The 23,594-nt window shown below is 61.9% G+C and carries 19 protein-coding genes; 6 read left to right on the top strand and 13 right to left on the bottom strand.

Annotated features, from left to right (window positions below):
* Positions 1–69: 69 nt before the first annotated feature.
* Positions 70–717, bottom strand: coding sequence for a hypothetical protein (locus RAS12_RS21065; RefSeq protein ID WP_306939853.1), 648 nt, complete (start codon positions 715–717; stop codon positions 70–72).
* A 16-nt stretch (positions 718–733) separates the two neighbouring features.
* Between RAS12_RS21065 and rpoN the strand changes: the two genes are divergently transcribed.
* From rpoN to bfr, 4 genes are all read left to right on the top strand, one after another.
* Entirely contained in the window at positions 734–2,161 is a 1,428-nt protein-coding gene (gene rpoN, locus RAS12_RS21060) for an RNA polymerase factor sigma-54 (RefSeq protein ID WP_442538724.1), read from the top strand.
* A gap of 122 nt (positions 2,162–2,283) precedes the next feature.
* Positions 2,284–2,565: a (2Fe-2S)-binding protein gene (locus RAS12_RS21055; protein ID WP_306939849.1), complete on the top strand. Its 282-nt coding sequence runs from the start codon at positions 2,284–2,286 to the stop codon at positions 2,563–2,565.
* A 205-nt stretch (positions 2,566–2,770) separates the two neighbouring features.
* On the top strand, positions 2,771–3,682 hold the full coding sequence (locus RAS12_RS21050) for a DMT family transporter (RefSeq protein WP_306939847.1): 912 nt from the start codon (positions 2,771–2,773) through the stop codon (positions 3,680–3,682).
* 388 nt (positions 3,683–4,070) lie between these two features.
* Entirely contained in the window at positions 4,071–4,547 is a 477-nt protein-coding gene (bfr, locus tag RAS12_RS21045) for a bacterioferritin (protein WP_306939845.1), read from the top strand.
* 120 nt (positions 4,548–4,667) lie between these two features.
* Here the strand turns inward: bfr and RAS12_RS21040 are convergent, their stop codons facing one another.
* The 4 genes from RAS12_RS21040 to RAS12_RS21025 all read right to left on the bottom strand — a co-directional run bounded on the left by RAS12_RS21040 (position 4,668) and on the right by RAS12_RS21025 (position 9,321).
* The gene (locus RAS12_RS21040) at positions 4,668–5,354 is read right to left on the bottom strand and encodes a hypothetical protein (RefSeq protein ID WP_371321213.1); all 687 of its coding nucleotides are present in this window, start codon (positions 5,352–5,354) and stop codon (positions 4,668–4,670) included.
* Positions 5,355–5,378: 24 nt separating this feature from the next.
* The gene (locus tag RAS12_RS21035; protein ID WP_306939841.1) at positions 5,379–6,986 is read right to left on the bottom strand and encodes a peptide chain release factor 3; all 1,608 of its coding nucleotides are present in this window, start codon (positions 6,984–6,986) and stop codon (positions 5,379–5,381) included.
* Positions 6,987–7,093: 107 nt separating this feature from the next.
* Positions 7,094–7,723 (bottom strand): LysE family translocator, encoded by a 630-nt coding sequence (locus tag RAS12_RS21030; RefSeq protein ID WP_306939840.1) that lies wholly within the window; start codon positions 7,721–7,723, stop codon positions 7,094–7,096.
* 59 nt (positions 7,724–7,782) lie between these two features.
* On the bottom strand, positions 7,783–9,321 hold the full coding sequence (locus RAS12_RS21025) for a DEAD/DEAH box helicase (RefSeq protein WP_306939839.1): 1,539 nt from the start codon (positions 9,319–9,321) through the stop codon (positions 7,783–7,785).
* Between the two features lie 303 nt (positions 9,322–9,624).
* On the opposite strand from RAS12_RS21025, the gene RAS12_RS21020 reads away from it, so the two are divergent.
* Entirely contained in the window at positions 9,625–11,091 is a 1,467-nt protein-coding gene (locus tag RAS12_RS21020; RefSeq protein WP_306939837.1) for a YdgA family protein, read from the top strand.
* A 133-nt stretch (positions 11,092–11,224) separates the two neighbouring features.
* The gene (locus RAS12_RS21015) at positions 11,225–12,670 is read left to right on the top strand and encodes a YdgA family protein (protein WP_306939835.1); all 1,446 of its coding nucleotides are present in this window, start codon (positions 11,225–11,227) and stop codon (positions 12,668–12,670) included.
* 52 nt (positions 12,671–12,722) lie between these two features.
* On the opposite strand, the gene RAS12_RS21010 is transcribed toward RAS12_RS21015, so the two are convergent.
* The 8 genes from RAS12_RS21010 to RAS12_RS20975 all read right to left on the bottom strand — a co-directional run bounded on the left by RAS12_RS21010 (position 12,723) and on the right by RAS12_RS20975 (position 23,500).
* Positions 12,723–13,931, bottom strand: a complete 1,209-nt coding sequence (locus tag RAS12_RS21010) for a metal-dependent hydrolase family protein (RefSeq protein WP_306939833.1) — start codon at positions 13,929–13,931, stop codon at positions 12,723–12,725.
* 28 nt (positions 13,932–13,959) lie between these two features.
* Positions 13,960–15,687 carry a dipeptide ABC transporter ATP-binding protein gene (locus RAS12_RS21005; protein WP_306939831.1) on the bottom strand — a complete coding sequence of 576 codons (1,728 nt, stop codon included), beginning with the start codon at positions 15,685–15,687 and terminating at the stop codon, positions 13,960–13,962.
* 7 nt (positions 15,688–15,694) lie between these two features.
* Entirely contained in the window at positions 15,695–16,621 is a 927-nt protein-coding gene (locus RAS12_RS21000; protein ID WP_306939828.1) for an ABC transporter permease, read from the bottom strand.
* A gap of 10 nt (positions 16,622–16,631) precedes the next feature.
* Positions 16,632–17,603 (bottom strand): ABC transporter permease, encoded by a 972-nt coding sequence (locus tag RAS12_RS20995; protein ID WP_306939826.1) that lies wholly within the window; start codon positions 17,601–17,603, stop codon positions 16,632–16,634.
* 118 nt (positions 17,604–17,721) lie between these two features.
* Complete coding sequence (locus RAS12_RS20990) at positions 17,722–19,329, bottom strand: ABC transporter substrate-binding protein (protein WP_306939825.1); 1,608 nt, start codon at positions 19,327–19,329, stop codon at positions 17,722–17,724.
* Between the two features lie 357 nt (positions 19,330–19,686).
* On the bottom strand, positions 19,687–21,075 hold the full coding sequence (locus RAS12_RS20985) for a GTPase/DUF3482 domain-containing protein (RefSeq protein ID WP_306939823.1): 1,389 nt from the start codon (positions 21,073–21,075) through the stop codon (positions 19,687–19,689).
* Entirely contained in the window at positions 21,068–22,504 is a 1,437-nt protein-coding gene (locus RAS12_RS20980; RefSeq protein WP_306939821.1) for a DUF2868 domain-containing protein, read from the bottom strand. The genes RAS12_RS20985 and RAS12_RS20980 overlap by 8 nt, the downstream gene beginning before the upstream one ends.
* Before the next feature lie 105 nt (positions 22,505–22,609).
* A complete protein-coding gene (locus tag RAS12_RS20975; RefSeq protein ID WP_306939819.1) occupies positions 22,610–23,500 on the bottom strand; it encodes a helix-turn-helix domain-containing protein in 891 nt (296 codons plus the stop codon).
* Positions 23,501–23,594: the final 94 nt, after the last annotated feature.

Here is a 23,594-nt window from a genome sequence, read left to right as displayed (position 1 = left end):
GGGAGGCTCGAAACAAAACAGGCCGCCAAAGTTGGCGGCCTGCAAAAAAGATGCTGGTGAAGCGTGCCGTTAGCGGCCCGTGCCGCCGATGCGGGGCTCAACGTAGCGGTCCCCGCGCGTTTCGCCTCGGACTTCACTACGGGGCTCACGACGGCTTTCATCACGCGGATCACGAGACGGCCGGCTGGCAGACGCGTCCAGAATCTGCGCCTGATCGGCCACCATTTCGATCTTAGCGATGCGATTGTGGCGAATTTCAGACAAAGAGCGGCGCAAGTCGCCTACAGTGAAGGGCTCCTGGCGGTCGCCCCAGGTCCAACGCAGTACGCCCAGCGACTCTTCAGACAGGTTCGGGGCCAGATTGGCCAGCACGTCAGTGCCAACCGGCGTTGCGCTGCCGGCGGCCAGGCTGGCGCTAAACCATGCGCGCACCGAGAAAAACACGATCAGCGACCAGATGCCGGCGGCGACCCACCAGATGTAGGGCGCGACCTTCTGCACCATGTCCATGGTCGGCTGACCCAGGGAATGGAGGAAGTCGTAATTCATGCGCTTGCCGAAATCCAGTATCCAGGAGGCGACCAGATACCAAAGAACGAGGGCGACAGCGATGACTATCGCGCGCACAACGAGTCGGGGAAGCGCCAGTTTGAGCAGGGTCTGACCGATTAGTCGGCAGTCCTGGCGAACGCTTGCGGGCGAAGTCAGATTCATCATGCAAAATATTGTACCTATGACCCGTCCAATTTTAGAACTGCGACCTGGCCAGCACCTGACGCTGACGCCGCAACTGCAACAATCCATTCGATTGTTGCAGCTGTCTACGCTCGACCTTGAGGCGGAGATCTCGCAAGTCCTCGCGGACAATCCCCTGCTTGAACGGGACGACGAGACCCCCGCCGCAGAAGCGCAAGCGGAATCCGAACGCGAATCCTCGGTGCAGGATGACGAACCCGCCGCCGAGCGCGAGTCTCCGGTTGACGAGATGCCGGGGTCGGGCGGGGTGTATTCCGATGATGATTCCAGCCTGCCCGAGGCGGCCCGCCCAGACACATTGCGTGAATATCTGCTTGGCCAGCTGGTTCTGACCCGGGCAGCGCCCCGAGACGCCGCGCTGGCGTCCTTGCTGATCGATGAGCTGGACGAAAACGGCTACCTCGGTTCGCCTTTGGACGAAATATTGAGCTGGCTGCCCGCCGAACTGGAGCCGGACATCGATGAATTGCGCGCGGCTTTGTCGCTGCTGCAATCATTTGATCCCGTGGGTATCGGCGCTCGTGACATGGCCGAATGCCTGCTGTTGCAACTGCGCAACCCAGATCTCACCCGCTTGCCCGAGGCGGCTGACCCCGCTGTGCTGGCCTGCGCCCGGGTGGTGTGCGCGCAGCACTTGCCTTTGCTGGCGACGGGCAATGCCGCTCGCCTCTGTGCCGCCGTGGGCTGTGACGAAGCGACGTGGCGCGTGGCTCATTCCTTGATTCTGCGGCTGGAACCGCGTCCAGGGCGCGCCTGGACCGTGCCAGCAGCCGACTACGCGGTGCCGGACGTCATTGTGAGGAAGACCCGCCGGGGATGGCAGGTGACACTTAACAGCGCTGCCGTGCCGCGTTTGCAGATCAACGGGCTGTATGCGCAGATGCTGGGCAACCAGAAAGAGTCGGCGCACGCCGGCCTGCAATCCCAGTTGCAGCAAGCCAAATGGATGATCCGCAACGTCGAGCAGCGTTTCGACACGATCCTGCGCGTGGCGCAGGCCATTGTGGAACGGCAGACCGCCTTTTTCAGCCAAGGCCCCGTCGCAATGCGCCCCTTGATTCTGAAGGACATTGCGGGTGAACTCGGTATGCACGAATCGACCATTTCACGCGCTACAACGCAGAAGTACATGCTCACTCCGTTTGGTACGCTGGAGCTCAAGCGCTTCTTTGGAGCGGGCGTATCGACCGATGGCGGGGACGCGACGTCGGCCACTGCGGTGCAGACCTTCATCCGCCAAATGGTGGCGGACGAGAACCGGGCCAAGCCTTTGTCCGACAGCCAGATCATGCAGAAACTGGCTGATCAGGGGATAGTCATTGCCCGCCGCACGGTGGCAAAGTACCGCGAAGCGCTGCGGATTGCTCCGGCTACGTTGCGCAAGGCACAGGCCTCTGCCCGTTGAAATTAGGGACGACATTAGGAAATTTGTCCCTTTTTTTCAACCACTTGCGTGACAAATAAGTTGCAATTTTTTTTGCTGCCAAGGGCTTGCCAGTTCCCGAATAATTTTCGATAATCATTCGCATGTACATTTGCGTATGTAATGCCATCACCGAACGCCAAGTCCGCGCCAGCGTGGACGGTGGCGCAACGACGCTCTCCGACCTGCAATTCGAGCTGGGCGTAGCCACGTGCTGCGGCTGCTGCGCGGCCACCGCCGCCGAATACCTGCCGGGCGGCCGCTGCTCCAGCGTGTGCGACGTGCGCTCCATTGCCGTTCCGGTCAATGCTCCGCCCGCCATGGTTGAATCGGGGGCTTCGGCTGCCAACAGCAGCTTCCCCATTCCGCTGGTCGCCATCGCCTGAGCATTGCCCTCTTTTTCCGGCTCGCTGCCGTTGTGCAGCGGGCCGCGTCGTTTTATTCCCCACCGTGTTCTTGATTCCTAACCCGTCCTTGCCCGGGCCGATCGCTTGCGCGCTATCGCGGTAAACCGTTAGTCATCGGACTCTCTGAAGCGCAGAATGCAGGCTCTGCGCTGCATGCGTGGCGCGCCGTTTTCCGGGACTCTCGATGAAGGCTTCGTCAGCCGTATCCGCCGTTCTGCCTTCCAATGGTTCGCCCGGCATCAGCTGGGCGCCCATTGCGGCGTTCTGCTTCTTATGGAGTTCGGCGTTCGCAGCGGCCAAGATCGCGGTGCGGGACTGTCCCCCGCTGACCCTGCTTACCGTCCGCTTCCTGATCGCTGGTCTGTTGATGTTGGGTATTGCGGCAATAAGCCAGCGCGGCAGGTGGCCGCGCGGCCGCGATCTGGCGTCGCTGATTCTGCTGGGCGTGTTGAACAACGCGCTATACCTGGGCCTGAGCTGGATGGGCATGACGACCGTGTCGTCCGCATTCACCGCCGTACTCATCAGCACCAACCCGCTTCTGATCGGCGTGCTGGCCGGTCCGGTTTTGGGCGAACGCCTGAGCTGGCGCAAGCTGCTGGGGTTGTGCCTGGGGCTGGCCGGCGTGGCGCTGGTGCTGCGCTCCCGCTTGTTGGGGATGCAGGAGGACATGCATGGCACGCTGCTGGTGACTGGCGGTCTGGTGGCACTGGTGGCAGGCACCTTGCTCTACAAGCTCCTGAAGCCGTCTGCGGGCTTGTGGGCATCGACAGGCATTCAGTCTTTGGCCGCGGCAGTGGCTCTGCTTCCATTCGCGTTGCTGGGCGAAAACCAGAGCGATGCGCATCTGACGGCCAGCCTGATCGGCAGCATGCTCTACATGATTGTTGCGGTGTCGATGGGCGGTTATTACCTGTGGTTCATGATTCTGAGCCGAGCCAGCGCTACGTCCGCCAGTGCTCTGCACTTTTTGATGCCGCCACTGGGTTTGCTGTTTGGCTGGCTGGTGTTGCGTGAACCCGTATCGTGGCTGGATCTGCTGGGTATTGTGCCCATCGCGTTTGGCATCTGGCTGGCCACTCGTAAAGGGGAATAATCCGCTCGTCTTCGATGCGGCCTTTGATGTGCCGATTTTGGGTTGCCGATATGCAACGGCGCGGAAACAATGATTCTCGCATCCGTTTGGGCGCGTCAACATAGCCAGATCGCAGCGCATTGACGCTTTGCGCGTACGAATAACTCGGTACAGCCATCCGGCAGGCCGCATGCAGCCTGACTTGCGTGAGCAAGGCATCAAGTACGCATACTCATTCTCATTAGCTTGTCGCTTTCTTGTAGCGGTTCTAAAGCCGTTTACCAAATGCAGCGCAAGGCTAGGCGAGGCCTAGCGGCTGGTGTTAGTCTGCCGGGGTTGCGTACGCGCGGCATCGTGCGCTCCTTTGTCGCGATGTATTCGCGTCGCGCCTGACTGCAAGGAGTCCATTATGAAAGGCGACAAAACCGTCATCCAGTTTCTGAACAAGCAACTGACCAATGAACTGACGGCCATTAACCAATATTTCCTGCATGCCCGCATGCTGAATCATTGGGGCTTCGACAAGCTGGGCAAGCACGAGTACGAAGAGTCCATCGGCGAAATGAAGCATGCGGATCGTCTGATCTCGCGCATCTTCATGCTGGATGGCCTGCCCAACCTGCAAGATCTGCATAAGCTGCTGATCGGTGAAGACGTGCCGGAACTGCTGGCCTGTGATCTGAAGCTTGAGCAAGCGGCTCATGCCACGGTCGTGGAAGCCATTGCTTATTGCGAATCGGTGCGTGACTACGTTTCGCGCGATCTGTTCCAGGACATCCTGGACGATACCGAAGAGCACATCGATTATCTGGAAACGCAGATTGACCTGATCGACAAGGTCGGCATCCAGAATTATCTGCAAAGCCAGATTTCCGTGCCTGAGTAACAGGCGTAGCCGGACAGTAGAAAGGCGCCCTTTCCGGGGCGCCTTTTTCTTGTCTGGTCCGGCGTGAAAACCGCCGGCCGGAAAGCGGTAGTACTACCGCTGCATTACTGCGCCGCTGCATTACTGCGGACGGGCCGGGCATTCGGCCATGGTGCCCCACGCGCGGTTCGGCGCGCAGTACTTGTTCCGCGCATTCCATGAGCAGGACGGGCGGTCAAAGAAGCCTTGGGCGGCGCATTGGGCCAGCTCGCGCTTTAACGCGTCTTGCCAGCCTGGCGCACCAGGAGCCGGCGACGTATTGGGCGGCGGCGGCGGAGCTTGCACCATTTGTGGAGTGCCATAGCCGCTGGCCTGCGTCTGGCTGCCATTGACCGCCGTACCCGTACCGGGCACTTGCAGATCCAGCGTGCTGACGTCCGACGTGCCCGAGGGCAACGGCACTTCAGAGGCCGCCGCGATCTCGCGGGCTTGTTCGGGGCTGATGCGTTCGCGGGACAGTTTCACGGCGGGATCACTGACGGAGTCGAACAACGACACCGTATTGACCTGCCATTGACGGTCAGCGGGCTTGTCCGGCACGCCTAGCGTGCCATCGATGCGCGGCTGCGGCGGCTGCGCCACATAGGGGCGTCCGTTGGCATCCAGAACCGGCTGCTGTGACGCTGCTGCATCCTGCCCAGGAGCCGGTATGGCCGGGGGCGCATGCGCTACCAGCCAGTCGCCCAATTGAATCCCGCCCCAGGCCGACGCGCCAAGCGCGATCAGGAGCGTTGCGAATAATAAACGCCAAGACATTGCTACCCTCATCTGCCGTGCGGAACCCGAACGGGTTTACGCCTTGTCCCCGAAAACCTTACCGCCGTGCTCTCGCATGGCGTGGAATTTCACATCGGGATACAGTTCCTCGGCTACGCGCAACTGCGCAGGGGAACTGACCAAAAACGCCGCCGCATCGACCACATCATAGGCGATATGAGCCGCATTGGCATCCATGAACTTGCGCAATGCCTTTGGGTTTTCAGACGTAATCCAACGTGCCATTGTGTAGCGGGAAGGCAGCATCCGGGCGTCCGCGCCATACTCGGTCTTCAGGCGGTGGGCCACCACTTCAAACTGCAACTGGCCGATAGCGCCCAACAGCAACGAGCCGCCAGCAGCCACGGGACGGAACACCTGAATGGCGCCCTCTTCACCCAATTGGGTCAGGCCGGTACGCAGTTGTTTGGTGCGCAGCGGGTCTTTGACTTCGACGGCCTGGAACAGCTCGGGCGCGAAGAACGGCAAGCCGGTGAATTGCAGCGTCTCGCCTTCCGTCAGCACGTCGCCCAGTTGCAGCACGCCATGGTTGGGGATACCAATCACGTCGCCGGCATAGGCTTCGTCCAGCAGCTCGCGCCGTTGCGACAAGAAAGACACCACGTTATTCGGGCGCATTTCCTTGTTGGTGCGCGCGACCTTCAATCGCATGCCGCGCTCGAAACGGCCGGAGCTTACGCGTACAAAGGCGACGCGGTCGCGGTGGGCCGGGTCCATGTTGGCCTGCACCTTGAACACCACGCCGGTGAACTTGGGTTCTTCGGGCAGCACTTCGCGTTGCAGCGCGAGGCGCGGGCCGGGAGGCGGCGCGTGGTCAACCAGCGCGTCCAGCACTTCTTGCACGCCGAAGTTGTTGATGGCCGATCCGAAGAACACGGGCGTCTGCTTGCCCGCCAGAAACTGCTCGCGGTTGAACGCGGGCGCGGCTTCATTGATGAGCTCGATCTCGCCACTGGCCTGCTCGAATGCCGAGCCGTAACGACGGCCGATTTCGGGGTTGGTCAGGCCTTCGATAACGTCATCGTTGTCCGAGCGGCGTTCCTGCCCGGGGCGGAACACGCGCATGCGGTCGCGGCGGATGTCGAACACGCCGCCGAACGCCTTGCCCATGCCAACCGGCCACGAAAACGGCACGGCATCCATGCCCAGGTGGCCTTCGATTTCCGATAACAGTTCCAGCGGTTCGCGCACTTCGCGGTCCATCTTGTTGATGAACGTGATGATGGGCGTGTTGCGCGCGCGGCAAACTTGCAGCAGGCGGATGGTTTGCGGTTCGACGCCGTTTGCGGCATCGATCACCATCAGCGCGGCATCCACTGCCGTCAGCACCCGGTAGGTATCTTCAGAGAAGTCCTGGTGGCCCGGGGTGTCGAGCAGGTTGATGACGCAGTCGCGGTATTCCATCTGCATCACGGAAGACGCTACGGAAATGCCGCGCTGCTTTTCAATTTCCATCCAGTCGGACGAGGCATGGCGCGACGCTTTGCGCGCCTTCACGCTGCCGGCGATCTGAATCGCGCCTGCGAACAGCAACAGCTTTTCCGTCAACGTGGTTTTACCCGCGTCAGGGTGGGAAATGATGGCGAATGTTCGGCGCCGCGCAACTTCTTGAGGAATAGTCATGATCGGGGGATTTTATTCAACGCCGCATTTAATCCGGCGCGGTCCGGTGTCGTGCATGAAAAGCGAGGGGCACGCGCTGCTGCCAGCGCGTGCCCCTCGCATCATATTCAGGAATGGCGGCGGAACGACGCCAGGAACACGCCGGCCAGGATAAACAGCGAACCAAAGGTCCGGTTCATCCAGCGGATGTGTTTGACATCGCGCAGCATGCGCAGCACGCGCGCAGCCAACAGCGTGTACACGCCCATGGCCACCAGGTCGGTAAACGCCAGCGTGGCCGCCAGCGCCGCGTATTGCGAGGCCAGCGGCAATGCCGTGTCTACGAATTGCGGCACCACGGCCAAGAGGAACACCGTGCCTTTAGGGTTCATGGTGTTGATCAGGAAACCGCGCATGACCAGATCACGAATCGAAGCCCGCTTCGGATCGCCCGAATCGACCGCGACAGGCGCGGCGTCGGTGCGGATCTGACGCACGCCCAGATAGATCAGGTAGGCCACACCCAGATACTTGACCACATTGAAGGCCATTTCCGAGGTGGCAAGCACCGCGCCCAACCCGACGGCAACGACGACAAACTGGAACAGGATGCCCATGATGAGGCCCGCCGTGTTCCAGTAGCCGCGCGCAAATCCGTACTTGAGACCGGAAGACATGGCCGAAATCGCGCCCGCCCCGGGTGAGAACGAAATGGCCCAGGAGGCCAGGAAGAACGTCAACCAGGTAGATAAGGGCATGATGGCGCGGGTCCGTCGGTCGCAGGTATGGGTTAGGCGGTGATATTACTTGCTTCGGATTACTTGCTTAGCAATGCCGCGCGCGGGCCACCGGACGGGCGTCCCTGAGCGGGGCGGGAAGCCCCTTCAGGACGGCGCTGGCTTTGCTGCGGACGGCCTTCGCCACGGCCGGCGTGAGCCGGACGGTCTGCGGGCTTGCCGTCGCGCGGGCCGCCGTTGCCGCGGCCTTCGCCGCCAGCACGAGCCGGCGCCGGGGCGCGGCCGCCAGCGGCAGCGCGGGGTTGGCCGCCTTGAGCCGGGCGTGAACGCCCCGCGCCTGCATTGCCGCCACCGTTGCTACGGCCTGCATTGCCGCCGTTACCGCCACGGCCGCCGTTGCGATTGCCGCCGCGCGGGCTGCGCGCGTCTTCATCGCGCTCTTGGCGTTCGAAAGCGGCCGCGCTGGTGGGCGACGGGGTCCAGCCTTCCACGGGCTTGCGCTCGATCGTCTTCTTGATCAGGCGCTCGATGTCCTTCAACAGCTTGATTTCGCTGTTGTCGACCAGCGAGACCGCGGCGCCGGTGGCGCCTGCGCGGCCCGTGCGGCCGATACGGTGGACGTAGTCTTCCGGCACGTTGGGCAGTTCGAAGTTAACTACCTGGGGCAGTTGGTCGATATCCAGGCCACGGGCGGCGATATCAGTCGCAACCAGCACCGTTACCGTGGCGTCCTTGAAGCCTGCCAGCGCGCGCGTGCGGGCCGATTGGCTCTTGTTGCCGTGGATGGCGGCGGCGGTCAGGCCGTCCTTGACCAGCTTTTCAGCCAGGCGGTTCGCGCCGTGCTTGGTGCGGGTGAAAACCAGCACCTGATGCCAGCCGCTTTCACGGATGATGTGGCTGATCAGGTCGCGCTTGTGGTGCTGTTCCACCATGTGCACCGTCTGGGTGACCAGTTCGGTGGCGGTGTTGCGCGGGGTGACGGAAACTTCACCCGGGTTATTCAATACACCGCGAGCCAGGGTGCGGATCTCGTCGGAGAACGTGGCCGAGAACAGCAGGTTCTGGCGTTGCTTGGGCAGCAGCGCGAGAATCTTGCGGATGTCGCGGATGAAGCCCATGTCCAGCATGCGGTCGGCTTCGTCCAGCACCAGAATTTCAACGCCGGACAAGTCCACCGTTTTCTGGCCGCAGTGATCCAGCAAGCGGCCGGGCGTGGCCACCAGGATGTCCAGCGGCTTACGCAGCGCGGAAATCTGGGGATTGATGTTGACGCCGCCAAACATCACCATGGACGTCAGCGAGGTGTATTTGCCGTAGGTTTGCACCGATTCCGCAACCTGCGCGGTCAATTCACGCGTCGGGGTCAGAATCAGGCAGCGGGGGCGGCCGGGCTTACGCAGCTCGGGCTTTTGTTGCATCAGCAGATGCAGGATCGGCAATGTGAAGCCGGCGGTTTTGCCGGTGCCGGTCTGGGCGGCTGCGAGCAGGTCGCCGCCTTTCAGAACTTGCGGAATGGCCTGGGCTTGAATAGGCGTGGGTGCGGTGTAGCCGGTATCGGCAATAGCGCGCAACAGGGAATCAGCCAGCCCGAGGTCGGCAAAAGGGGAAGAGGTAGTCAAAACAACTCCAGCGGCAGCCCGTCGCTCAAGTTGAGAGACTCCAATCCAGGCGGACGAATAAGGAGAAAAGGGAAGCGCCCTGATGGGCGAAGCTTGGCAGCGAAGGGCCTAGCGAACGTGTGCAGATTGGCAAAGCACACGCCGCGATTGTAGCTGATGTCGCGGTGCAGCACCGGATCGATTTAATGGAATGGCAATATTCAGCAACAAATCGCAACCGGTATGAACGAATTAAGTGTTTTCCCTAGGCGGCTCTCCCTATAATTCGATCGCTTATATCCATTTCAAGAATAAAGGATCGCAATGAAAAAGTCGGCAATATTGGGGATCGTCGTGGTGCTGGGCGCAGCCTGGACTGGCGGGGCTTGGTACACGGGCCAAAAGGCCGAGGATTTCATTAAAAACGAAATCGCTGATGGCAACGTGCAGCTGAAGAAGGGCTTCGATAAGTGGGGCATCGCTTCGTCCATGGAGCTGCTGTCGTTTGAGCGCGGCGTTTTCTCGTCCACCGCGCACTATCGCGTCCGGCTCACGACTCCTGCTGCCCAAGGCAAGCCGGCGCAAGAGCGCGACGTGCTGTTCGTCGAGCATCTGAATCATGGCCCCTTCCCCCTGTCCAACCTGAAGGCCGGCAAGTTTGCGCCCGCCATGATGGCCAGCGACTTCGCGCTGGAAGAATCGCCTGCCGTGCAGGAATGGTTCACCGCCGCCAAGGGCGCCGTTCCTCTGTCGGGTCATTACAGCGTCAGCTACAGCAAGAACGTCAGCGGCACGTTTGACGTGGCTCCGGTGACTTTCGCCCAGGGCGATACCAAGCTGACCTTCACGGGTATGAAGGGCGACATCGATTACACGACCAGCAGCAAGCGTGCCGTGTTTGCGCTGAACTCCGATGGCCTGGACCTTTCCGGCCCGTCCGACACCAGCGACATCGTGAGCATGTCGATGAAGGGCATCGCCATCAACGGCGACCTGACGCAGAACGGCGATTCCATGTACCTGGGCAGCCAGAAGGTGGCGTTCAAGAACTGGACGATCACCTCCAAGGAACGTCCCCCGGTCCAGTTGAAGGACACCGCTATTGCCGTTGACTTGACGGAAGCGGGCGCGGCCATGGGCGCCAAGATGGTCCTGGACTTCGGCATGATCAATGTGCAGGACAAGGACATGGCCGGCCTGAAGCTGGCGATTGATTTGCAGAAGGTGGATGCCAAGGCATTCAAGGCAATCAATGCTGTCTATGAAGCCGCGTCGACCCGCATGCTGCAAAGCAAGGGCGCGCAGCAGACGCCTGAGTTCACGGACGAAGAAAAGCAGATCATGAAGACCAATGCCGAGCTGATTCTGGCCGGCAACCCGACCTTGGCCGTTGCCCCGCTGGAAGTGCGCACCGCCAACGGCAAGTCCACCTTCAATCTGAATCTGGACCTGACCAAGCCGGCGGCGATGGATGGCGACGCTTCGCAAATGCTGATGCAAGCCGTGCGCAAGCTGGATGCCAAGCTGGTGCTGTCCAAGGGCAACCTGGGCGACCTGATGGCGATCGAACCGCAGGTGCGCGGTGTGCCGGCCGAACAAGCCGCGCAAACCGCCAAGGGCCAGGTTGAAATGATCGGCACGATGGCAACCGCGATGGGCGTGGCCAAGGTTGAAAACGACAGCATCGTTTCCTACCTGAACTACGCTGACGGCCAAGTGGACTTCAACGGCAAGAAGATGCCGGTTGAACAGTTCCTGATGATGGTCATGAGCGGCGCCATGGGGCGCTAAGCAGCGCTAGTAAGATAGCCGCCTTGAACAGAGGCGCAGGCGGGCTGTGGCGCGAGAGTGTGCCGCGGCCCGTTTTCATTTAAGGGTGCGCCCGTGGGTCAGGTGGCGGCCATAACGGTAAACCAGGGGCATCATGAAGAAACGGGTGTGGGTAATCGTGGCGGTGCTGGCGTTGGGCGCGGCCTGGACGGGCACCGCCTGGTACACGGGGCAACAGGCGGAGATCCGGCTTGCGCAACAGGTCGAACGCATCAATGCAGACGTGGCGCATTTGGCCGAGAAGCTGGGTCTGACAGCGGCTGTAGAAACGATGTCGTTTGAGCGCGGCGTATTCACGTCCCGCGCGCGCTACGGCTTGAACGTCACGAAACGTGCAGAGGCGGGGCAACCCGCCAAGGAATCCAGGCTTGAGTTCCTGGCGCAGATTGAGCACGGTCCATTTCCCTGGTCCAGACTCTCTGCCGGAGACCTTGTGCCGGCCCTGGCGGCCACCCGCATTCAGGTTGAGCAGACGCCGGACTCTGAAGCGTGGTTCGCGGCGGCCAAGGGCGTGACGCCCATGCACGCCGAGATATTGGCCCGCTTTGGCGGCAATGTATCCGGCAATATGGAAATGGCGCCTGTTGAATACACCAAGGATGGCACCACCCTGAGTTTCTCCGGAATGACGGGTCAGGCCAGCCGCCAAGCAGGCGGCAAGGGTCTTGTGTTCTCGGTCGCGTCAGATCGCGCAACGTTTTCCGAACCCAACCCAAAGGGTGATCGTCGTCTGTCCATGCAAGCATTGGCAGTTGCCTATGATGCGTCCGTGTCTTCCGACGGCATCGAGAAAGAGGTCACGAAGGTAGCGATAAAGCAGTGGGATGTGGTGTCGGATAAGTCGGTATTCACGCTGAAGGACATCGCGCTGGCGATAGACACGAGCGAAGCCGCCACTAGCACGGATGGCAATCTGAGCCTGGATTTAGGCGGTATCAGCGTACGCAACAAGCATGTGGCGAAGGCGCGGCTTGTTGCGGGTATGCGCAACGTGGATATGAATTCGCTGAGGGCGTTCAGAGAATTCTACGAAGCGCGCGAAAAGGAAAAAGCGGCGGGCGTTGAGCGCGAACGAGGGCTGGGATCAGAGCTGGTGGGCATGTCGCACGTCGTGAAGTTTCTGTCGGCCAAGCCGGAATTTTCGTTGTCGTCGCTGGAGCTCGAAACGGCCAGCGGCGTTTCCACGTTGCAATTCGACGTCAAACTGGATTCACCGATGTTCTGGAACCGGTCGCTCGCCGGAATCCTGAAAGAACTGATTCAGAAGTTGAATGTGCGGCTGGCGATCTCAACGGACAATCTTGCGGATTTTCTGGCGGCGGACCTTCAGGTTGAAGGGGTGTCAGATGCCGAAGCGCTGAGTGAGGCCCGGAGACGTGTGGAAGACATGCGCGACCAGATGGTCCAGCGCGGTTGGGGCAAGATTGAACAGGGAAAATTCGTGGTGAACCTGGCCTACAGCGATGGGCAAGCTGACTTCAACGGCGAGCGGTTTCCTGTCGAAGAGTTGTTCGCAAAACTCGTTCTGGGCGCGAAATAATGCGCTGCGACGCCCATGCCAGTCATGGGCGTCGTCGAGCTGGCGGCCGAGTTCAGCCAGGCAGCGCGCCTGCCGCGACCTCGCCGTTGCGCAGCACCGCAACATGGAAGCGCTTGTCCGCCGCTTTCAAGATGTCTTCGGTGGGGTCGCCCTGCACCAGCAGCAGGTCTGCCACGTTGCCATTGGCGATGACGCCGTGCTGGTCCATCCCCATCAGGTCATGGCCGCGCGACGTGCCTGCGATAAGCGCATCAACAGGCGTCATGCCGAATTCCACCATGAAGGCCAATTCCATGGCGTTGTCGCCGTGCAGATTGAACGGCGTGCCCGCGTCCGTGCCCATCGCAATGCGTCCGCCCGCCTTGTAGTACATCTGGAATGATTCGCGGTGGCGCTGTTCGACGGCGCGCGCCTTTTCCACCGCGTACGCCGGGATGCCGTTGTCGGCGTTGGCAATGATGTTGCGCACCGCCGCGATGGTGGGCACCAGATAGGTTTGCGCTTCCAGCATTTCGCGTAGGCAATCGTCGTCCATGAAGATGCCGTGCTCGATGGAATCGATGCCGGCCCGCACAGCATTCAGAATGCCTTGCGTGCCCTGCGCGTGGCTGGCGGTGCTTTTTCTGAAGCGCTTGGCTTCGTGCACGCCCGCTTTCAATTCATCAAAGCTGTAGTGGGCATCCATGGGGCTGACGCCGGGTGTCATCACGCCGCCCGTTGCCATGATCTTCACCAGGTCGCAGCCGGCATGGACTTGTTCGCGCACGGCGCGCACCACGTCATCACAGCCGTCGGCGATGCGGCCGATACGGTTGCCGTGGCCGCCCGTCATGCAGATGATGCGGCCCGACGCTTTGATGGTGGGGCCGGGGAAAACGCCGCGTGCAATCGCGTCCCGCACGCCGAATTCCAGATAATCCTTACCGCCGCAATCGCGTAGCGCGGTAACGCCGCCGCGCAGGCTGGCCTGTGCATTCTCCAGCGCCGTCAGCGTGATCTGAGCGGGTCCCTGCTTGTTGAGCTGCGCATTGGGATCTGCACTGCCTGTATAGACCAGGTGAACATGGCAGTCCGCCAGACTGGGCAATAGCGTCAAGCCTGCGGTGTTGATCTTGATGCCGCTAAAGCCTTCGAATTCGCCAGCCGGCGCTACGCGCAAGATACGCTGGCCCTCGACCAGTACGCCGTGGTCACGCAATACCTTGCCCTTGCCATCAAAAATCTGGCCGCCAATGAAAAGGGTCTGTCGTGTCGCCGTCATGTCTCGCTCCGGTTTGCGCTTGAGGCCGTCAGCCCACCACGTCCAGGCCCTCCCGGGACATGGATTGCAGGCGGGGCATCAGGCCAAGCAGGTGTTGGCTGTATGGATGTTGCGGATGCTGGAAGAGCGTTTCGGTGTCTGCCACTTCCAGCAGTTCGCCGTAACGCATCACGCCCACCCGATCGCACATCTGGCGGATCACGGGCAGGTCGTGGCTGATGAACAGCATGGTCAGGCCCAGCTCTTCTTGCAGGTCTTTCAGCAGGTTCAGGATTTGCGCCTGGATGGATACGTCCAGCGCAGAGGTGGGTTCGTCACAGATCAGAAAGCGGGGGCGCGTGGCCAGCGCGCGCGCGATGCAGATGCGCTGGCGCTGGCCGCCCGAGAATTCATGCGGAAAGCGCTCGGCGGCGCGGTCGCCCAGGCCCACCACGTCCAGCAGATTGGCCACAATGCGCCGCGCCTCGGCTTCGCTTGAGGCCAGCTTATGAAAGCGGATGGGTTCGGCGATGATGTCCAGCACGCGCATGCGCGGGTTCAAGGACGAGAACGGATCTTGAAAGATCATCTGAATCTGGCGCCGGAACGGATTGAGCTGCTTTTCGCCCTTGAGCGCGGTCAGGTCAGTGCCGCCAAAATTGACCGAGCCTTCCGACGGTGTGTACAGCCCGGAGATCAGGCGCGCGACGGTGGACTTGCCCGAACCGGATTCGCCGACCAGCCCGAAAACTTCACCTTCGCCGATTGAGAAGTTCACGCGTTTTACCGCGTCCAGCGTGCGTTGGTTGCGCTTGAGCAATGCGGGCTTCAAGACAAAACGCATGCTCAGGTCGCGCACCTGCACCAGCGGGCCATCCGTGTGTGCGCCAAAGTCGCGCCGCTGGCCCAGCCAATGTGTGGCCAGATCGAGCGGCTGGGATGGCGTCTTGACGTCTTCGATATAGGTGACGAGGGGAAAGCGCTTGAGCTTGATGTCGGGGCGCGGCACGGCCGAGATCAGACTGCGGGTGTAGGGATGGTCGGGGTCGCCCAGAATCTTTGCGGTAGAACCCTGTTCAACCAGCTTGCCGTGATACAGCACTGCTACACGATCAGTCACTTCCGCGATCACGCCCATGTCGTGCGTGATGATGATCATGCCCACCTGCTCTTCGCGGCACAGCTTTTTAAGCAGCTCCAGAATCTGCGCCTGAATGGATACGTCCAGCGCCGTGGTGGGTTCGTCGGCAATGATGACTTCGGGCTCGCAGCACAGCGCCAGCGCAATCACCACGCGCTGACGCATGCCGCCTGAGAATTGGTGCGGGTATTGTTTGACGCGCAGTTCGGGCTGGTCGATGCCGACCTGAACCAATAGCTGTATTGCGCGTTTCTTGGCCTCAGCGTGCCCCAGATTCAAGTGCACCTGCATAGTCTCGACCAACTGGCTCTCGACCGTTTGCAGCGGGTCCAGCGAGGTCAACGGATCTTGAAAGATCATGCCGATGCGGCGGCCGCGCACTTTGCGTTTCTGCGCGGGCGTCAGGGTGTCGATGCGCTCGCCGTTCAACAGTACCGAGCCTGCCGCCAGGCGCCCGGGGGCTTCCAGCAATCCGATTACCGCATTGCCTATGGTTGACTTGCCGGCGCCGGATTCACCCACCACGCCCAGGATCTCGCCTTTTTCCAAAGCCAGCGATACGCCGTCCACGGCCACCAGCGTGCCGCGGCGGCTGGGAAATTCAATACGGATGTCTTCAATGTTCAACAGGGCCATGACGTCCTCAGCGCAGCTTGGGGTTGAGCGCGTCGCGCAGCCAGTCGCCCAGCAGGTTGACTGATAGCACCAGCGCCACCAGCGCAATGCCGGGGAAGATGGAAATCCACCACATGCCCGAGAACAAATAGCTGTTGCCGATGCGGATCAAGGTGCCCAGCGATGGCGCGGTGGGCGGCACGCCGACGCCCAGGAACGACAGCGTGGCTTCGGTGATGATCGCGATCGCCAGGTGAATGGTGGCAATGACCAGCACAGGGCCCATGACGTTGGGCAGGATGTGGCGGCGCAAAATCGTGATGGGGCCAATGCCGATCAGGCGCGCGGCTTGCACGTATTCCTTGTTGCGTTCGACCAGGGTGGAACCCCGCACCGTGCGGGCGTATTGCACCCACCCGGATATGCCGATAGCAAAGATCAGCACGTACAGCGCCAACTGATCATGCATGTCGCGCGGCAGCACGCCGCGAGCCACGCCGTCGATCAACAGTGCAACCAGAATGGCCGGAAACGACAGTTGGACATCCGCGATGCGCATGATGAAGCTGTCGATGCGGCCGCCGGCGTAACCGCTGATCAAACCTAACGAGACACCCAGCACCATCGAAAACAGAACCGAGGCAAAACCCACCAGCAGGGACACGCGCGATCCATACAGCACGGCTGAAAGAATGTCGCGGCCCTGGTCGTCAGTGCCCAGCAGAAAGTCAGCGCTGCCGCCCTCTTCCCAGGCTGGCGGCGTGTTGGCGTCCATGATGCTCAAGGAGGCCAGATCAAAGGGGTTGTGCGGCGCGATGATAGGCGCGAACAGCGCGCCCAGCAGAATGGCCAGCGTAACGATCGCGGCGATGATGGCGCCGGGCGAACGCTTGAAGCTGTGCCAGATGTCGCTGTCGGCCGCGCGGGCGAAGAAGGGAGCGATGCGAGCAATCATACGGATTCCTTTACTTGCTCTGCACGCGCAGACGCGGGTCTACGGCGAAGTACAGCAGGTCGACGACCAGATTGATGACCACAAACATGAAGGCAATCAAGACCAAATAGGCGGCCATGACCGGGATGTCCACCATGCTGATCGCCTGGATGAACAAGAGTCCCATGCCGGGCCATTGAAAGACGGTTTCCGTGATGATCGCGAATGCGATGATGGAACCCAGCTGCAGGCCGGTGATGGTGATGACGGGCACCAGCGTGTTTTTCAAGGCGTGGCGAAAGTTGATCAGCCGTTCGGGCAGACCGCGGGCCCGCGCAAACTTGATGAAGTCAGCGCGCAGCACTTCCAGCATCTCGGCGCGCACCAGCCGCATGATCAAGGTCATCTGAAATAACGCCAGCGTGATGGCCGGCATGATCAACGCCAGCCATCCTGACTTGGTGAGAAAGCCGGTGGTCCACCACCCTATGCTCACAACATCGCCGCGTCCGAAACTAGGCAGCCATCGCAACTGCACGCCAAAGACCAGAATCAGCAGAATGCCGATGAGGAAAGTCGGCAGCGAAATACCCGCAAGCGAGATCGCCATGAACGCCTTGGACAGAACGCCGTGGCGTTTGAGCGCGGTGTAGATACCCATCGGGATACCCAGCGCCAGCGCCATGACGGCAGAGACAAAAGACAGTTCCAGCGTGGCGGGCATGCGTTCTTCGAGCAGTTCGCTGACTGGCCTGCGCTGGCGGTAAGAGATACCGAAATCGCCTTGCACCGCATTGCCGACAAAACGTGCGAACTGCACGACAAAGGGATCGTCCAGGCCAAGCTCGCCGCGCAACTGCGCGCGTTGCTCGGGCGTGGTGTCTTGCCCGACCATGCTGGCGATCGGGTCGCCAACATACCGGAACATGGAGAACGCGATCAGCGCTACCGTCAACATCACCAGCACCGACTGGATAAGCCGTTGCGCAATAAAAGAAAGCATTATTGAGTGCCCTCGAATTCAGAAAACGCCGGGCCGCGTTCCCGGGCAAGGCCGGAAGCGGGGCTGGGCCGGGCGCGCCCGGATGGCGGGCGCCATCCGGGGCTCACATCAGCCAGGGTTACGGCAGGACGACGTCGCGCAGGTCAAGCACGTCGTCGGCGCGCTGGATGACCTTGATGTTGTCCTTCACACCCCACGACATGGGCTGCTGATGCAGCGGCAGGTAGCCGAAGTCTTTGCGCACGATCTCGAAGGCTTCCTTGATCATGGCATTGCGCTTGGTCTGGTCTGTTTCCACACCGATCTTGTTGGTCAGATCGTCCACCGTCTTGTTGCAGTAACCACCCAGGTTGAATTGGCCGGCTGCGGTTTTGGCGTCGCGGCACGACGTCAGGTTCAAGAGCGCGTTGTGTGCGTCGGTGGAGCTGGGCGTCCAGCCCAACATGTACATGCTGGTCTGATTGCCGGCTTGCAGCAGGATCTTGCCGAAGTACTTAGACTTGGTCTGGGCCAGCAGGTTGATCTTGATGCCGACGCGGGCCAGCATGCCGGCCACCGCCTGGCAGACCTTTTCGTCATTGACGTAGCGGTCGTTCGGGCAGTCCATCGTGACCGTGAAGCCCTTCGGGTATCCCGCTTCGGCCAGCAGCTTCTTGGCGCGTTCGGGATCGGGCTTGTACGGCGCGCCGTAGGATTCGTCGTAGCCGTTGATGGCGGTGGCCACCAGCGAACCCAGCGGCTTGGCCGCGCCGCGCATGATCTTCTCGTTGATGGCCTTGGTGTCGACCGCCAGCACGACGGCTTCGCGCACCTTGGGATCTTTGAAGGGGTTCTTGCCCTTCACATCCGAGAACAGCAATTCGTCGCGGTCCTGGTCCATGCCAATGAAGATGGCGCGGGCTTCGGGTGCGGTCAGCGGTTTTACGCCCTTGGCGTCTTCCAGGCGCTTCCAGTCCTGAACGGGCACGGGTTGCACCAGGTCCATTTCGCCCGAGATCAGCGCGGCAACGCGTGTGGCTTCTTGCGTGATCGGCTGGAAGATGACCTCATCGACATTGGTCTTGATGTTCTTGTTCCAGTAGCCGTCATAGCGCTTGAGTACGGTCTTCACGTCAGGCTGGCGCGAAACCAGCATGAAGGGGCCAGTGCCGTTGGCGTTCAGGTTGGCGTAGTTGCCCTGGTTGTCGCCCTTGACGTTGGTGGCCTCGGTGGTCTTGTTCTTTTCGGCCCACGTCTTGCTCATGATGTACAAGAACACCCATTCACGCGGCAGGATGGGGTTCGGCGTGGGCGTGGTGACTTCAACGGTGTAGTCGTCCACCTTCTTGATGTCGGACGCTTTGGCGCCGTAGCCCTTCATGTCGGAGCCGGGCGTCAGGCTGCGCTTCCAGGAAAAGATCACGTCGTCCGCAGTGAAGGGCGAACCGTCGTGGAACTTCACATCCTTACGCAGCTTGAAGATCCACTTCGTGGGCTCGGGGTTTTCCCAGCTTTCGGCCAGTAGCGGAGTCAGTTTCAGGTTGCCGTCGTAGCCCGCCAGCGTTTCGTAGATATTGCCCTGGAAGCCCAGCGTGAACGTTTCGTTCAGCGCCATCGGGTCCATTGATGTGGCGTCGCCCTGATAGGACCAGTGGAAGGTCTTGGCCGAAGCGCCAGCGCTGAATGCCAGCGAGGCGGCGATGGCGGCGGCCAGCGCAGCTTGCTTTAGGTGAGGAAAAGTACGCATAGCCCTCATGCTCCGTGTGATGCGCGGATCGCGCGACAGAAGTGACAGGGCCCCGGCCCCATTAGGACGCGGGGCATGGCGTTGCTGCTTACGACGAAAGATGGTGTGGGGACGAGCGGCGCATGGCGCGAGAGGCGCACAGGCCGAAGATGGCGATGGCGGAAATCACTGCTGTGGACTTCGACTTCACGATAGACCCAACCCCTTGTGATTGTCATGGCGGGGACAGGCCCGCGCCGATGCAAAGCGAATCTTATAGATCGATTCGTTTAAGCGTCAATCGGTTTGGATTGGGGTTAGTACTTGCTTGCCGGCAAGCGTGAATGGTGCGTTTGGCGCGGCCTGCGGCGATGCGGCTCAGATCGCTTGTGGCGGTTCGCAGGCAAGGGTTTTCGCCAATTCCTGCACCACGTGCTTGCGGCGGTCGCTGTCTTCGTGGTGTTTGCCTAGCGCTGACCACTCGGGCCGGCTGCGCGCTTCTTTCAATGCGTCGGGCAAGGGGCCTTTGCGCCAGGCATCATCGTCTGGAAGCGCCAGCTTCAAGGGCTCGCGCGCGGCGTGGCCCCGGCGTTCCAGCGCATCAATCAGCTGGCGTTCACGCAGCGCCAGTAAACGCAGCACGGCATCGTCCACACTGATCTCACGCCAGCCGCGCAGCTTGCCTGCGACGCGTTTTCCCAGTTTTTCCACGCCCTGCCAGAGGCCGCCCGCCGCAGCTCCAATCAAGGTGCCTGTGCCCAGCGTGAGGCCAGCGCTGAACAGGTCCACAGCCGCGCCCGCCATGGCTCCGGCAGCAGCGCCCATGCCTACCTGCACGCCCATGTCCATGAGCGCCTGGGGGTGGAACAGATCCATGCTCCATCGCTCGCCTTGCAGCGGCAAGGTGTCTTCGGTGAAGTCGGAGGGTTTGAAGTTGTAGAGCGCGAGCAAGGCGGTCACGCAGGCCTGTTCACGCTGGCGTACTTTTTCGCGCAATTGGTTCGATGCGGCAGCCAGCGCGTCGTCGTTGCTGGGACTGGAAAGATGGAGCGCCGCGACGTCGATCAGCAGATCGGCCAGCAGTTCGTAGGCGGCAGCATGGCGCGCCTGCCGTTGGGCGCTCAGGCTTTCGGACAGCCGGTTCAGCGTGGCGGCGTGCCGGTCCAGCAGGACGCCGAGTTTGGCGTAGAGCTGTTGTTCGCCATCCAGCGCGGGTGCGACGGTGTCGAATTCCACAACGGCATGCAGGCCCAGCCGCGCCATGGCGGCGCGCCATTCATCTGCCCGATGGGCAGGCGCGTTCACGAAATTCAGTACCGGCAGCAAGGGGCGGCCGCAAGCCGCAAGAATGGCCAGTTCATCGCGATGTTTGCCCAGCACCGGATCGCGCGCGTCGATGACATACAGCGCGGCATCGCAATCCAGCATTTTCGTCAGGACGCGGGCTTCCTGTTCGTAGCGGCCATGCGCTTCGGGCGTATCCAGAAAACGGCGGATGCGCGAAGGGCCATCCAGGCGTTCGTCCGGGCGGGCCAGGCGTTCCAGGTATTCCAGCAAGGCGATGCTGTCTTCCATGCCGGGGGTGTCGAACCATTCCAGCACGGGGCGGCCTTCCAGCCGCAAGCGCGCGCCTTCTACGTGGCGTGTCGTACCGGGGCTGTCGGCAACATCGCCAAACGTGGTGTCGCGCGTAAGCGTGCGCAAGAGCGACGTTTTGCCGGTATTGGTGTGGCCAACCAGCGCAATCTTGATCAGCTCATCAGCCATGACCGGACTCCAGCCACTTAAGAGGCGCGTTAGGGGTTTGCAGGATGTCGGGGGCGGTCAGTCCCAGCGCCAGCAGGCGTTCGCGCCATAACGGCTCACGGGTGGCCGCAGCGCCAGCATCTGGCGTGATCAGCCACACGCGAGTCTGCCCCGCGTGGGCGGACAGTTCGGCAATCAATGACAAGGTGCCACGGTCAGGCGTCTGGCGCGCATCACAGGCGATCATCAGGCGCGAGGCAGCAGCCTGCGCCAGCGCGTCCAGCACGCGATTGCGCTCTTCCCGCGAGTCCAGATTGCCCGCAAGTTGAACCGACGCTGGGACACCTGCTGGCGGCCAGTCCAGGTCGGCGGGCAGTTCCAGCCCCAGCAGTACCGGTTGACCGCCCAGGCTGGCAAGAGAGGGGGCATGCACCCGCGGTTCGTGCAAAGGGTCCACGGGCCGGTCGATGCCGGTGGACTGCGCGGCAGGCTCCAGCCTGTCATGCAAGGGCAAGAAACCGGCCAGCAGGGGATCAATGCGCAAAGCGCGCAGGGTACGCAGCGTGGCGGCCACGCAGAGCGCGCCAGCCAGCAGACGGGGCAAGATGCCGTAGACCACCACGACACCGATAAGCCATAGCGACCATTGAACCTGGGCCTCGGCAGATAGCGTCTGCGAGCCATCGCTCGCGCGAACGGTCGCGGCGTCCGGCAATGGGAAACCCAGATGCGCCGGCAGCCAGCCGATGACCTGCGTCAGCCAGACAAAGGTGTCGGGGGCCAAGAGCGTAGTGGCCCAGATGAAGCGGTAGCTGGCGGTGGACAGCACCGCCAGCAGGGCCGCCAGGGCAGCGCACAGCGCCGTCAGCCACAGCAGATGACTCACGGCGCCAAAGACCCAGCGCAAGGCGCCAGCGCGTGCCAGCAGGTTCAGGAACGCCTGCGGAACCAGTGCGCTATCGGGCCCGCGCGCCAGTTTGCGTGTGGCCCATAACCACAGCCGGCCCAGGCCGGTCATGGCGGAAGGCCGCAGCAAGAAGCTGGCCAGCCATAGCAGAAAGGTCAGCGCATGCAGCCCAAGCAAGGCGCCTAGCGCCCACAGCACATTGACTGGCCGGGAACCATCGCCCAAAGCGCCGAGGGCGACGCCGATGCCCGATACCAGGGCCAGCACGAATAGCGCCGCCAGGATCGCGCGGGCGCTGCGGCTCCATGTGTCGACCAGCGAGGTCAGGTTTTCGCGTTGGGCCAGCAGCGCAGCGCGCGCCAGAATACGCGATGGCAAATCCGTGTTCAGTTGGCGCACGCGGCGGACGGCGTCCGTGTCGTCCAGCGGACCCCAATGCGTTTCACGCAGGCGGATCAGTTCGGCCAGCCAATGCGCGCGCAGGGCGCGCGGCTGGGCGGGGTCGGCCAGGTGAGCAGTGTCGCGAGAGGTCGGGGACGGCATCGCGTCGGATTGGGGGCGCGGTTGGACCGCGTCGTCAGGCCGCTATGGGCGATGCGCCATTGTAGACCCGGCCGATCGACAATCGGGGCCGGACAAACGTGCCGGTCAGTGTTGGCGGCGCGCGTTGCGGTACTGGCCAGGCGTGACGCCAACAGCCTCGTGAAACACCCGCGACAGATGACTGGCATTGCCAAAACCGCTGGCCTGAGCAATGCCGGCCAGATCACTCTTGCCTGCGGTTAGAAGGCTGCGGGCATGCGCCAGCCGGCGTCCGCGTACCCAGGCGTGCGGCGGTTCGCCAAACGAGGTGTGGAACATCCGCGCAAAGTGATAAGTGGACAGCGCCGCCACGCCTGCCAGCTGGTCCAGCGTCAGCGGTTCGCTCAGGTGGGCGTCCACGTAGTCCATGATGCGCCGGCGCACAGCGGGCGCCAGGCCGCCGCGGGAAGGCGGGCTGGACTTGCGGGCGACCCCTTGGTTCAGCAGGTGGTGCAGCACCGTTTCCGCTGCGCTGCTGGCCGCCAGGCGGTCTGCCGGTTGCGTCCAGTCGGTGCCTAGCAGTTGCCGGCACACATCGATCAGGGAGTCGTCCTGGATATAGGTGCGGTCGCGCAATTCCAGCGTGCGGGGTTCACAGTCCAGCCGCATGACGGCTTCGCGCGCCAGGCGTTCAGGGGCAATGTACAGATGCAGGAAATGCACCGTGTCGTTCATGCTCCAGCGCGAATAGTGCTCGGCCGGCAGCACGCAGAATTTGCCTGCCCCGCCATGCAGCGTGTCATGCCCGAGCCGGTAGGATTTATCGCCGCCCTGCAGGTACAGAGACAGCGTGTGATGTCCGGGCGAGTCATAGCCCAGCGTTTCGCGGGCGCTGCGCGACCATTGCGAAATAGCCATGCCCTCGCCCAAGGGGGCGGCGCGTTCCAGACTGGCGGTGGAACGCGACAAAGTGCGAAAGACGGAGAAATCGGCCGGGGCCGAGGCAGCGGAAGCCATAGAAGAGAAATGCTACTGCGAACTTGTTCACCGCGCGCGTGGCTGTTGAGCAAAAACCGCAAGATCAGGCAATTACGTCAGGCCGGACCCGCGC

Origin of the sequence: Achromobacter seleniivolatilans, assembly GCF_030864005.1 — a bacterium.
Lineage (GTDB): Bacteria > Pseudomonadota > Gammaproteobacteria > Burkholderiales > Burkholderiaceae_B > Achromobacter > Achromobacter seleniivolatilans.
Note: the sequence above shows the minus strand (reverse complement) of the source record. Positions and strands in the feature narration are given on the sequence as shown.